Below are 12,497 nucleotides of genomic sequence, written 5' to 3' on the forward strand. Positions count from 1 at the left end.
ACCAAATGCACCAGAAACGGTGCCGGCGTGGCTCAGATCAGCGCGTCCAGGGCGACCGCGGCGAAGACGATGGTCAGGTACGTCGTCGACCAGTGGAACAGCCGCATCGGCCGGACCGCCTCGCCACGGGTCACCCGCCCGCAGAGCCGGTGCGCCTCCAGCAGGAAGATGCCCCCGACCACCAGGGTGGGCACGCCGTAGATGGCGCTCATGCCCAGCGGCCAGAGGGCCAACGAGGTCAGCACGGTGAGCCAGGCAAAGATCAGGATCTCGGCGTTGACCCGACGGGCCGAGGCCACCACCGGCAGCATCGGGATGCCGGCCCGGGCGTAGTCGTCCTTGTACTTCATGGCCAGCGGGTAGAAGTGCGGCATCTGCCAGAAGAAGACCACCGCGAAGAGCACCCAGGCGGCCGGGGCCAGCGACCCGGTCACCGCCGCCCAGCCGATCAGCACCGGCGCGGCCCCGCACGCCCCACCCCAGAAGGTGTTGGCCGTCGTGGTGCGCTTGAGCCAGAGCGTGTAGACCAGGTCGTAGTAGAGGATCGCGGCGAGGGTGAGCCCGGCGGCCAGCAGGTTGGTGAAGACCGCCATCAGGGCCACCGACACCGCCGCCAGCACCAGCCCGAACACCAACGCGCTGCGCGGCGACACGGTGTGCGCGGGCAGCGGGCGCCGCTTGGTGCGCCGCATCAACTGGTCGATGTCCCGGTCGATGTAGCAGTTGAGCACGCTGGCCGCGCCGGCGGCGAGCGAACCGCCGACCAGCACCACCGCCACCAGCCAGAGCGAGGGCAGCCCGCCGTGCGCCAGCATCATCGCCGGCACCGTGGTGACCAACAGCAACTCGACGATCCGGGGCTTGGTGAGCGTGACGTAGGCCGAGACGACCGCCCGCACGTCCCGCCGTACCACCGGCGGCGCGTCGTCCGTCCGCACCGGCGGTGGCCCGGCAGGTTTGCTGACGGGGCGCTCGGTGATCATGCTCACGGATTGCCACCTTCCGGCATCGGCAGGGGGAGTTCGAGTCGGTCGGGGCCCGGATTCCGGGGCCACACACCGACCGACAGCCTACGCGTCGCCGTTTGCGCTGCCCGGGCGACCCGACAACGGTGCGCCCGTCGTCACAGTACGAGATGAACGATCCACCGGGTCCGTCCCGTACCTCAGACCATGCAGAGATCCCTGGGCGGATGTTTAGAACCGCTCGATAGGGTCATCACCGAGGGTTCCGCCCAACCGAGGAGCACATGCATCGTGGCTGCCAACCGACCCGCGCACTCGACACTGAACTGGACCGACCTCGACCGGCGGGCGGTGGACACCGTCCGCGTACTGGCCATGGACGCCGTGGAGAAATCCGGCAACGGCCACCCCGGCACCGCGATGAGCCTCGCTCCCGCGGCCTACCTTCTGTTCAACCGGGTCATGCGGCACAACCCGACCGACCCGAACTGGCCCGGCCGGGACCGCTTCGTGCTCTCCGCCGGGCACTCCAGTCTGACCCTGTACATCCAGCTCTTCCTCGCCGGGTACCCGTTGAGCCTGGACGACCTCAAGGCGCTGCGGCAGTGGGGCTCGCTGACCCCGGGTCACCCGGAGCACGGCCACACCCCGGGCGTGGAGACCACCACCGGGCCGCTCGGCCAGGGGCTGGGCAACGCGGTCGGGATGGCGATGGCGGCCCGCCGCGAGCGGGGGCTGTTCGACCCGGACGCCGAGCCGGGCGCGTCGGTCTTCGACCACCAGATCTGGTGCATCGCCTCCGACGGTGACATCGAGGAGGGCATCAGCCACGAGGCCAGCGCGCTCGCCGGCCACCAGCAGCTGGGCAACCTCACCCTGATCTACGACGACAACGAGATCTCGATCGAGGACGACACCCGGATCGCGATGAGCGAGGACGTCGCCGCCCGGTACGCGGCGTACGGCTGGCACGTGCAGACCGTCGACTGGCGCACCGGCGACGCCGACCAGGGCGACTACCACGAGAACGTCGAGGCGCTCTTCGAGGCGCTTACCGCCGCCCGGGCCGAGACCAACCGGCCGTCGTTCATCGCGCTGCGCACCATCATCGGCTGGCCCGCGCCGAACAAGCAGAACACCGGCAAGATCCACGGCTCGGCGCTCGGCGCCGACGAGGTCGCCGCCACCAAGCAGATCCTCGGCTTCGACCCGGCCCGCACCTTCGACGTCGACGAGGAGGTCCTCGGCCACGCCCGGCAGGTGGTCGGCCGGGGCGGCGAGGCCCAGCAGGAGTGGCAGCAGGCGTACGACAAGTGGGCCGAGGCCAACCCGGAGCGCAAGGCGCTGCACGACCGGCTGGCCGGGCGGATCCTGCCCGACGGCTGGACCGAGGCGCTGCCGACCTTCCCCGCCGACGCCAAGGGCGTGGCCACCCGGGCCGCCTCCGGCAAGGTCCTGGAGGCTCTCGCCCCGGTGCTGCCCGAGCTGTGGGGCGGCTCGGCCGACCTGGCCGAGAGCAACAACACCACCATGAAGGGCGAGCCGTCGTTCGTCCCGGCGGTGCACGCCACCAAGGACTTCCCCGGTCACGAGTACGGCCGCACCCTGCACTTCGGCATCCGTGAGCACGCCATGGGCGCGATCCTCAACGGCATCGCCCTGCACGGCGGCACCCGCCCGTACGGCGGCACGTTCCTGGTCTTCAGCGACTACATGCGCCCCTCGGTGCGGCTGGCCGCGCTGATGAAGCTGCCGGTCACCTACGTCTGGACGCACGACTCGATCGGGCTGGGCGAGGACGGCCCCACCCACCAGCCGGTGGAGCACCTGACCGCGCTGCGGGCCATCCCCGGCCTGGACGTGGTCCGTCCCGCCGACGCCAACGAGACCGCCTGGGCGTGGCGGCAGGCCCTGGAGCACACCGACCGGCCGACCGCGCTGGCGCTGAGCCGTCAGGCGCTGCCGACCCTGGACCGCGCGGTGGTGGCCGGCGCCGAGGGGACCGCCAAGGGCGGTTACGTGCTGGCCGAGGCGTCCACCGGCAAGCCGCAGGTGATCATCATCGGCACCGGTTCCGAGGTGCAGCTCTGCCTGACCGCCCGGGAGCGGCTGGAGGCCGAGGGCACCCCCGCCCGGGTCGTCTCGATGCCCTGTCAGGAGTGGTTCTTCGCCCAGGACGAGGCGTACCGCGAGTCGGTGCTGCCCCGTGGGGTAAAGGCACGGGTGAGCGTGGAGGCCGGCATCGCGATGTCCTGGCGGGGCATCGTCGGCGACGGTGGCGAGTGCGTGAGCCTGGAGCACTACGGCGCGAGCGCTCCGCACTCCGTGCTCTTCGAGCAGTTCGGTTTCACGCCCGACCGGATCGTCGCCGCCGCGCACGCGGCGTTGAGCCGGCAGGGCGACATCACCGGTTTCACCACCGGCAACTGAGGGAGCGGCAGCGCATGACAGACAGACTGGGTGAGCTCACCGCCGCGGGAGTGGCGGTCTGGCTCGACGATCTTTCCAGGGTGCGGCTCAGCTCGGGCGGGCTGGACCAGCTCCGCCGGGAGCAGCACGTGGCCGGGGTGACCACCAACCCGACCATCTTCGCCAAGGCGCTCAGCGACGCCGACGAGTACAACTGGCAGTTGCGGGACCTGGCCACCCGGGGCGTGGACGTCGAAGAGGCGGTCCGCATGCTCACCACGTACGACGTGCGGTGGGCGTGTGACGTGATGCGGCCCTCGTACGACGGCAGCGCCGGGGTCGACGGCCGGGTCTCCATCGAGGTCGACCCCCGGGTGGCCCACGACAGCGACAAGACCCTCGCCGAGGCCAAGGCGCTGTGGTGGCTGGTGGACCGGCCCAACCTGTTCATCAAGATCCCGGCCACCGAGGCCGGCCTGCCGGCGATCACCAAGACCCTGGCCGAGGGGATCAGCGTCAACGTCACGCTGATCTTCGGGCTGGACCGCTACTCGGCGGTGATGGAGGCCTTCCTCGCCGGGCTGGAGCAGGCCAAGGCCAACGGCCACGACCTGTCCAAGATCGGCTCGGTGGCCTCGTTCTTCGTCTCCCGGGTCGACTCCGAGGTCGACAAGCGACTGGAGAAGATCGGCTCCGAGCAGGCCAAGGCGCTGCGCGGCAAGGCCGCCGTGGCCAACGCCCAGCTCGCCTACGAGCGCTACGGCGAGGTCTTCTCCTCCGACCGGTGGCAGGCCCTGGCCGACGCCGGCGCCCACCCGCAGCGCCCGCTCTGGGCATCCACCTCGACGAAGAACCCGGACTACCGGGACGTCATCTATGTCGAGGAGTTGATCGCCCCGGGCACCGTCAACACCATGCCCGAGTCGGTGGTGCAGGCGTACGCCGAGCACGGCGAGACCCAGGCGGACACCATCACCGGCTCGTACGACGCGGCCCGGCAGGTCTTCGACGACCTCGCGTCGGTCGGCGTCGACATGTCGGACGTGATCGCCACCCTGGAGCGCGAGGGGGTGGAGAAGTTCGAGGCGAGCTGGCAGGAGCTGCTCGACGGGGTCCGCAAGTCGCTGACCGCCGCGGCCCAGGGCACCGGTGCGCCGAACCAGGCCGCCCAGGACAACGCCGCCGCCGCCCAGCAGGCCGGAGGCAACGCATGAGCGAGCGCAGCGAGCGAATCATCAACGTCGCCTTCGATGTGGACGCCGAGCGAAGCGAGGTGGCCGCATGAGCGAGCGCAGCGAGCGAATCATCAGGGCCGGAGGCAACGCATGAGTGACCTGCTCGACGGGCCGGTCGAGGCCGCCGCGGGGCTGTCCGTGCACGGCGCCGACACGGTCGACCGGTCCGCCCCGGCCTCCACCCGGGACGCGCTGGTCTCGGCCGGGGTGCCGGCGAAGCTGGCCGCCAAGGACCCGACGCTGTGGGGTCCGGACGCCCAGGCCGAGGCGCAGGTCCGGCTGGGCTGGGTGGACACCTGGCGGCAGAGCCGGGAGCTGCTCCCCCAGCTCGCCGAGCTGCGGGCCGAGCTGGCCGACCTGGACCACGTGGTGCTGGCCGGGATGGGCGGTTCGTCGCTGGCCCCCGAGGTCATCGCGCGGACCCTCGGCAAGTCGCTGACGGTGCTGGACACCACCGACCCCGGGCAGGTCCGGGCGGCGCTGGCCGACCGGCTGGAACGTACGGTCGTGGTGGTGGCCAGCAAGTCCGGCTCCACGGTCGAGACGGACAGCCACCGCCGGGCGTACTGGCAGGCGTTCCTGGACGCGGGGCTGAGCGAGGCGGAGGCCGGCCGGCACTTCGTCATCGTCACCGACCCGGGCTCGCCGTTGGCCGACACCGCGGCCGAGATGGGCGCCTTCACGGTGCTCGCCGACCCGAACGTGGGCGGCCGGTACTCCGCGTTGACCGCGTTCGGGATGGTGCCCGCCGCCCTGATCGGCGTCGAGGTGGCCGAGCTGCTCGACGAGGCCGAGGCGCTCGCCGGTTCCTTCGGCGCCGACCGGGACAACCCCGGGCTGGCCCTGGGCGCGGCGCTGGGCGCGGCGGCCACCATGGGCCGGGACAAGGTCGCGCTGGTCTCCGACGGCACCGGCATCGAGGGCCTGGGTGACTGGGCCGAGCAGCTGATCGCCGAGTCGACAGGCAAGGCCGGAATCGGGATCCTGCCGGTCGTGGTGGAGTCGCCGCAGAGCCCCGGCGCCACCGGCGCGGACGTGCTGACCGTGAGCTACGGCGGCGCGCTGACCGCCGGTGCGGTGCCCGGCGGCGGGGCCACCCCGGACGTCGCGGTCAACGGTTCGCTCGGCGCCCAGTTCATGACCTGGGAGTACGCCACCGCGATCGCGGGCGTGGTGCTCGGCATCGATCCGTTCAACCAGCCGAACGTGACCGAGAGCAAGGAGAACACCAACAAGATCCTCGCCTCGGGTCCGCCGGCCGAGCGGCCGTCGTTCACCGACGGCGCGATCGAGGTGTACGCACCGGACGGCGCCCCGGGTGACCTGGTAGGCGCGCTGCGCTGGCTGCTGGACGGGCTGGGCGCGGAGGGCTACCTGGCCGCGATGGCGTACCTGGACCGGTTCGCCGATGCCGAGGCGGCCCGGCTGCGACCGCTGCTGGCCGCGGCGGGCGGACGTCCGGTGACCTTCGGCTGGGGGCCGCGCTTCCTGCACTCCACCGGCCAGTACCACAAGGGTGGTCCGCAGGTGGGCAGCTACCTGCAGCTGACCGGCTCGGTCGGCGACGACCTGCCGGTGCCCGGCAAGCCGTACACCTTCGGGCAGTTGCAGGCGGCGCAGGCCGCCGGTGACCGGCAGGCGCTCGCCGGCCGGCAGCGGCCGGTGCTGCGGCTGCACCTGACCGACCGGGCGGCGGGCGTCGCCCAGCTGCTGGATGCGGCCGGACGGCTGTCGACGTGACGATGAACGACGTGGACCGAGCGGAGCGAGGAGGCGGCGTGAACCCCCTACGCGACGCCCAGGACCGGCGGCTGCCGAGGATCCCGGAGCCGTGCGCTCTGGTGATCTTCGGCGTCACCGGTGACCTGGCTCGCAAGAAGCTGTTACCCGCGGTGTACGACCTGGCCAACCGGGGGCTGCTGCCCCCGGGCTTCGTGGTGCTGGGCTTCGCCCGGCGCGACTGGGCCGACGGCGACTTCGAGTCGCTGGCCCACGAGGCGGCCAAGGAGCACTGCCGGACCCCGTGGCGGGAGGAGGTCTGGGCCCGGCTGGCCGGCAACATCAAGTTCGTCGGCGGCTCGTTCGACGATGACGCGGCCTTCGACCGGCTCGCCCGGACCCTGGACGACCTGCGCGACAGCCACGGCATCCACGGCAACGCCGCGTTCTACTTCTCCATCCCCCCGGCGGCGTTCCCGGTGGTGCTCAAGCAGCTCGCCCGCACCGGCATGGCCGACAACGAGAAGTGCGGCGGCTGGCGTCGGGTGGTGGTGGAGAAGCCGTTCGGGCACGACCTGCCCTCGGCCAAGGAGCTCAACGACCTGGTCGACGACGTCTTCACCGGCCAGGACGTCTTCCGCATCGACCACTACCTGGGCAAGGAGACGGTCCAGAACATCCTCGCCCTGCGGTTCGCCAACAACCTGTTCGAGCCGCTGTGGAACTCGCACTACGTCGACTCGGTGCAGATCACCATGGCCGAGGACGTCGGGATCGGCAGCCGGGCCGGCTTCTACGACTCGGTGGGCACCGCCCGGGACGTGGTGCAGAACCACCTGCTCCAGCTGCTCGCCCTGGTCGCGATGGAGGAGCCGACCAGCTTCGACGCCGACGAGATCCGGGCCGAGAAGCTCAAGGTGCTGCGGGCCATCACCATCCCGGCCGACGTGGCCCGGGACACCGTCCGGGGTCAGTACCTGCCCGGCTGGGTGGGCGGTCAGCGGGCTGTCGGCTACCGGGACGAGGACGGTGTCCCGGCGGACTCCACCACCGAGACGTACGTGGCGGTCAAGCTCGGCATCCAGAACCGCCGCTGGGCCGAGGTGCCGTTCTACATCCGGGCCGGCAAGCGGTTGCCCCGCCGGGTGACCGAGGTCGCCATCATGTTCAAGAAGGCGCCCCACCTGCCGTTCAACGACGCCGACATGGAGATGCTCGGCAACAACCAGCTCGTCATCCGGGTCCAGCCGGACGAGGGCGTGGTGCTCAAGTTCGGCTCCAAGGTACCGGGCACCACCATGGAGGTCCGCGACATCGCGATGGACTTCCAGTACGGCGAGGCGTTCACCGAGTCCAGCCCCGAGGCGTACGAGCGGTTGGTGCTGGACGTCCTCATCGGTGACCGGACGCTCTTCCCCGACGCCGCCGAGGTCGAGCAGAGCTGGGCGGTGGTCGACCCCCTGGTGCACGCCTGGGAGGACACCAAGCCGAAGCCGTACCGCTCCGGCGAGTGGGGCCCCCGGGCCGCCGACGAGATGCTGGCCCGCGAGGGCCGGGCGTGGCGGCGGGCGTGACCAGGCGCAGCGAGCAGACCAGGAGGCTCCATTGATCGGCCTGTGGGACACCACCGGTAACGAGGTGGTCAAGGCGCTGGCCGCCGAGCGGCGCAGCGCCGGCGGAGTGGCCAGTGGGATGGCACTCACGCTGATCGTGGTGACGGACGAGAAGCGGGTCCGCGACGCGGAGGCGGCGGCGACGGTGGCCGCCGCCGCCCACCCGTGCCGGCTGCTGGTGGTGGTCCGCGCCGACGTGGAACGCAACCGGGACCGGCTGGACGCGGAGATCGTCGTCGGCGGGCGGCTCGGCCCGTGCGAGGCGGTGGTGATGCGGATGTACGGGCGGCTCGCCCTGCACGCCGAGTCGGTGGTGATGCCGCTGCTGGTGCCGGACGTACCGGTGGTGACCTGGTGGCACGGCGAGCCGCCGACGGAGATCGCCACCGACTTCCTCGGGGTGGTGGCCGACCGGCGGATCACCGACACCGCCCAGGCTCCCGACCCGCTCGCGGCACTGCGCCTGCGGGCCGAGGACTACGCACCGGGTGACACCGATCTGGCGTGGACCCGGATCACCCCGTGGCGCACCCTGGTCGCGGGGGCGTTCGACACCACCCAGGCGCAGGTCACCGAGGCGACGATCGTGGCGCCGCCGAAGGATCCGACCGCGGCGCTGATGTCCGGCTGGTTGAGCAGCCGGCTGGGCATCACCCCGCGGTGGGAGGCCACCGAGGAGTTCCCCCGGATGCGTCAGGTGCAGCTGCGCTGCGCCAACGGTGACGAGTTGACCCTGACCCGGGACGACAGCCGGGCCACCTTCCGCCGTACCGGGCAGCAGGACCGGACCCTGCCGTTGGTCCGTCGGCCGCTCGGCGACGAGCTGGCCGAGGAGCTGCGCCGGCTCGACGCCGACCAGGTGTACGCCGAGGCGCTGGGTGCCTCGGCCGGCCTGGCCGACCTGGACCGGCGGCCCGCTCAGCGGGTGCACATCTGGAAGGACCCGACCACCGCCGAACGGACCCGGGCCGGCGCCACCGCGCACGCCGGCCCGGCCGACAACTGATGGCCCCGACTGTGACCGCAGAGACGAAGGCAATCCATGAGTGAGGCGAGTGTCGCCGTACACGCCGACGCCGACCTGCTGGCGCAGGCGGTGGCGGCCAGGTTGGTGGTGAAGCTGCTCGACGCCCAGGCCGAACGGGGTCAGGCGTCGGTGGTGTTGACCGGTGGGCGGATCGCCGCCGCGGTGTACCGGGCGGTGGGCGCGCTGCCGGCCCGGGACGCCATCGACTGGTCCCGGGTCGACGTGTGGTGGGGCGACGAGCGGTTCCTGCCCGCCGGTGACCCGGACCGCAACGAGACCCAGGCCCGGGCGGCCCTGCTCGACCAGGTGCCGCTGGACCCGGCCCGGGTGCACCCGATGCCGGCCTCCGACGGCCCCGACGGCGCCGACCCGGAGGCCGGTGCCGCCCGGTACGCCGAGGAGCTGGCGGCGGCGGCCCGACCGGGGCACGCCGCCCTGCCCCACTTCGACGTCCTGATGTTGGGCGTCGGCGAGGACGGGCACGTCGCGTCGGTCTTCCCGGAACATCCGGTGCACCACGACAACCGACCGGTGAGCGCCGTGCGGGGCAGCCCCAAGCCGCCGCCGGTGCGGACCACCCTCACCCTGCCGACGATCAACACGGCGGAAGAGGTGTGGCTGGTGGCCGGCGGGGCGGACAAGGCCCAGGCGGTGGGCATGGCGCTGGCCGGGGCAGGTCCGCAGCAGCTGCCGGCGGCCGGGGTGCACGGCGTGAGCCGTACCCTCTGGTTGCTGGACCGGGCGGCGGCGGCCAACGTGCCACCCCGCTTCCGCAGCCTCCGCTAACCCCGGTAAGGAAGGGCCCCCTCTTAACGCCTGGGGTAGAGAAGGGAACCCTTCTCACCGCCTCTCACGGGAGGCGGCGCAGCTGGTGAACGTCGAGGGCCCCCGCCGTCCATGGACGGCGGGGGCCCTCGAACCTTCGGTACACCGGACGCGCGCCGGCCGTGGAGACGACGGCACCCGGCGACCGCGCCCGCACGGACCTACGGCGACCACGCACCCGCGACGGCCGTGGGAGACGACGCCCGGCGACCGCGCCCGCAACGGACGCGCCGCAGCGGGTAGGCGACCGCACCCCGCGGCCGGGCCCGCAACGGACGCGGGGCGGCGGGTAGACGACGACGCGCGCGGCCCGTCTGAGGACGGGCCGCGCGCGGTCTGGTCAGGTACGGCTACTCAGGCGCTGTTCATCGCGAGCCGGAGCCAGAGCCCCAGCCCGACGATGCAGGCGAACCAGACGATCCCCACCAGGACGGTGTACCGGTCGAGGTTCTTCTCGGCCACCGACGAACCGGCGAGGCTGGAGCTGACCCCACCGCCGAACATGCTGGACAACCCGCCACCCTTACCTCGGTGCAGCAGGATCAGCATGACGAGCAACACGCTCGTGATGACCAGCAACACGATCAACGTGTATGCGAATGCGATCGGCATGGCTGGGGTCAGTCCTCTCGTTACGATCCTCGCCCGGACAGCTCGGGCACGGGGGCACCGGCCGGTGGACGGGCGGGATCCAGGATAGCGAGCCTTCAGCGGGCGATGTGCTCCGGGAACCGACAGATCTGAGAAAACTCGTCGGCGTCCAGGCTCGCCCCGCCCACCAGCGCGCCGTCCACGTCCGGCTGGGCCATGATCGCGGCGACGTTCGAGGACTTGACCGACCCGCCGTAGAGGATCCGTACCTGGTCGGCGGTGGTCGGGTCGAACCGCTCGGCCAGCCGCCTACGGACCGCCCCGCACACCTCCTGGGCGTCCTCGGGGGTCGCGGTCTTGCCGGTGCCGATCGCCCAGACCGGCTCGTACGCCACGACGACCTTGGTCACCTGCTCGGCGGTGAGCCCGGCCAGGGCCGCGTCGAGCTGGTCGCAGCAGTGCGGCACGTGCCGCAGCTCCTCGCGGACCTCCAGTCCCTCCCCCACGCAGAGGATCGGCGTCAGGCCGTTGGCCAGCGCCGCGCCCACCTTGGCGTTGACCAGGGCGTCGTCCTCGTGGTGGTACGCCCGCCGCTCGGAGTGCCCGACGGTGACGTACGAGCAGCCGAGCTTGGCCAGCATCGCCCCGGAGATGTCCCCGGTGTACGCCCCCGACTGGTACGGCGACAGGTCCTGTGCGCCGTACCGGATGAGCAGTTTGTCCCCGTCGACGAGGGTCTGCACGCTGCGCAGGTCGACGAAGGGTGGCAGTACCACCGTCTCCACCGCGGTGAGCTGGTCCTCGTTGAGGCTGAACGCCAGCTTCTGGACCAGTGCGATGGCTTCCAGGTGGTTCAGGTTCATCTTCCAGTTGCCGGCCATCAACGGCCGGCGTTGCGTTGCCGCCATCAGTCCTCCAGCGCCGCGATGCCGGGGAGGGTCTTGCCCTCCAGGTACTCCAGCGAGGCTCCCCCGCCGGTGGAGATGTGTCCGAACGACGACTCGTCGAGCCCGAGGGCCCGCACCGCCGCGGCGGAGTCCCCGCCGCCGACCACGGTGAACGCGTCGGCCTTGGTGATGGCCTCGGCCACCCCCCGGGTGCCGGCGGCGAACGCCGGCATCTCGAACACACCCATCGGGCCGTTCCAGAAAACCGTCCGGGCCGTCCCGATCACCTCGGCGAACGCCGCGACCGTACGCGGCCCGACGTCCAGGCCGAGCCGCTTGCTCGGGATGGCGTCGGCCGGCACCGTGTCGTGCGCGGCGTCCGGGGCGAACGCGTCGGCGGCCACCACGTCGACCGGGAGCAGGATCTTGCCGTCGGCCCGCGCCAGCAGATCGGCACAGGTGCCGACCATCTCCTCCTCCAGCAGCGAGGTGCCCACCTCGTGGCCCTGGGCCTTGAGGAAGGTGAAGCACATCCCGCCGCCGATGAGCAGCTTGTCGACCTTCGGCAGCAGCGCCTCGATCACGGCCAGCTTGTCGGAGACCTTCGAGCCGCCGAGGACCACCACGTACGGCCGCTCCGGCTCGCCGGTCAGCCGGGACAGCACCTCGACCTCGCGCAGCACCAGCCGGCCGGCCACGTGCGGCAGCCGGGCCGGTACGTCGTGGACGCTCGCGTGCTTGCGGTGCACCGCACCGAACGCGTCGTCGACGTACGCCTCGCCGAGGGCGCCGAGCTGGTCGGCGAAGGCACCCCGCTCGGCGTCGTCCTTGCTGGTCTCGCCCTTGTTGAAGCGCAGGTTCTCCAGCAGGGCCAGCTCGCCGTCGGCGAGCGCGTCCACGGTGGAGCGCGCCGAGTCACCGACGGTGTCCTCGGCGAAGCTCACCGGGACCCCGAGCAGCTCACCGAGGCGCCCGGCGACCGGACGCAGGCTGTACTGCGGGTCCGGGGCGCCCTTGGGGCGGCCCAGGTGGGAGAAGACCACGACCTTCGCGCCGGCCTCGGTCAGCGCCCGCAGCGTCGGCAGCACCGCCCGGATCCGGCCGTCGTCGGTGATCGCACCGGTCTGCTTGTCGAGTGGGACGTTCAGGTCGGCGCGCACCAGCACGCGCCGACCCGACACCCCCTCGGCGAGCAGGTCGTCGAGGGTACGGATGCTCACCGAGCC

10 protein-coding genes are annotated in these 12,497 nt (G+C 72.0%); 6 read left to right on the forward strand and 4 right to left on the reverse strand.

Features of this window, described 5'->3' with window-relative positions; all coding sequences use genetic code 11:
- Positions 1 to 32: 32 nt before the first annotated feature.
- Positions 33 to 989: a heme o synthase gene (locus ACN28G_RS15890; protein ID WP_091440722.1), complete on the reverse strand. Its 957-nt coding sequence runs from the start codon at positions 987 to 989 to the stop codon at positions 33 to 35.
- A gap of 267 nt (positions 990 to 1,256) precedes the next feature.
- Between ACN28G_RS15890 and tkt the strand changes: the two genes are divergently transcribed.
- The 6 genes from tkt to pgl all read left to right on the forward strand — a co-directional run bounded on the left by tkt (position 1,257) and on the right by pgl (position 9,754).
- A complete protein-coding gene (gene tkt / locus ACN28G_RS15895) occupies positions 1,257 to 3,395 on the forward strand; it encodes a transketolase (RefSeq protein ID WP_421479537.1) in 2,139 nt (712 codons plus the stop codon).
- A gap of 14 nt (positions 3,396 to 3,409) precedes the next feature.
- Positions 3,410 to 4,588 (forward strand): transaldolase, encoded by a 1,179-nt coding sequence (gene tal / locus ACN28G_RS15900; protein WP_091440729.1) that lies wholly within the window; start codon positions 3,410 to 3,412, stop codon positions 4,586 to 4,588.
- 111 nt (positions 4,589 to 4,699) lie between these two features.
- A complete protein-coding gene (locus ACN28G_RS15905) occupies positions 4,700 to 6,349 on the forward strand; it encodes a glucose-6-phosphate isomerase (RefSeq protein ID WP_421479538.1) in 1,650 nt (549 codons plus the stop codon).
- A gap of 2 nt (positions 6,350 to 6,351) precedes the next feature.
- Positions 6,352 to 7,902, forward strand: a complete 1,551-nt coding sequence (zwf, locus tag ACN28G_RS15910) for a glucose-6-phosphate dehydrogenase (protein ID WP_091440735.1) — start codon at positions 6,352 to 6,354, stop codon at positions 7,900 to 7,902.
- Positions 7,903 to 7,933: 31 nt separating this feature from the next.
- A complete protein-coding gene (locus ACN28G_RS15915; RefSeq protein WP_091440739.1) occupies positions 7,934 to 8,947 on the forward strand; it encodes a glucose-6-phosphate dehydrogenase assembly protein OpcA in 1,014 nt (337 codons plus the stop codon).
- A 36-nt stretch (positions 8,948 to 8,983) separates the two neighbouring features.
- Complete coding sequence (gene pgl, locus ACN28G_RS15920; protein WP_091440742.1) at positions 8,984 to 9,754, forward strand: 6-phosphogluconolactonase; 771 nt, start codon at positions 8,984 to 8,986, stop codon at positions 9,752 to 9,754.
- 393 nt (positions 9,755 to 10,147) lie between these two features.
- Here the strand turns inward: pgl and secG are convergent, their stop codons facing one another.
- From secG to ACN28G_RS15935, 3 genes are all read right to left on the reverse strand, one after another.
- The gene (secG, locus tag ACN28G_RS15925; protein ID WP_091440745.1) at positions 10,148 to 10,405 is read right to left on the reverse strand and encodes a preprotein translocase subunit SecG; all 258 of its coding nucleotides are present in this window, start codon (positions 10,403 to 10,405) and stop codon (positions 10,148 to 10,150) included.
- A 95-nt stretch (positions 10,406 to 10,500) separates the two neighbouring features.
- The gene (gene tpiA, locus ACN28G_RS15930; protein WP_091440748.1) at positions 10,501 to 11,292 is read right to left on the reverse strand and encodes a triose-phosphate isomerase; all 792 of its coding nucleotides are present in this window, start codon (positions 11,290 to 11,292) and stop codon (positions 10,501 to 10,503) included.
- Positions 11,292 to 12,491, reverse strand: a complete 1,200-nt coding sequence (locus tag ACN28G_RS15935) for a phosphoglycerate kinase (protein WP_421479539.1) — start codon at positions 12,489 to 12,491, stop codon at positions 11,292 to 11,294. The genes tpiA and ACN28G_RS15935 overlap by 1 nt, the downstream gene beginning before the upstream one ends.
- Between the last annotated feature and the right edge of the window lie 6 nt (positions 12,492 to 12,497).

It is taken from the genome of Micromonospora sp. WMMA1923 (genome assembly GCF_049179195.1).
Lineage (GTDB): Bacteria > Actinomycetota > Actinomycetes > Mycobacteriales > Micromonosporaceae > Micromonospora > Micromonospora yangpuensis.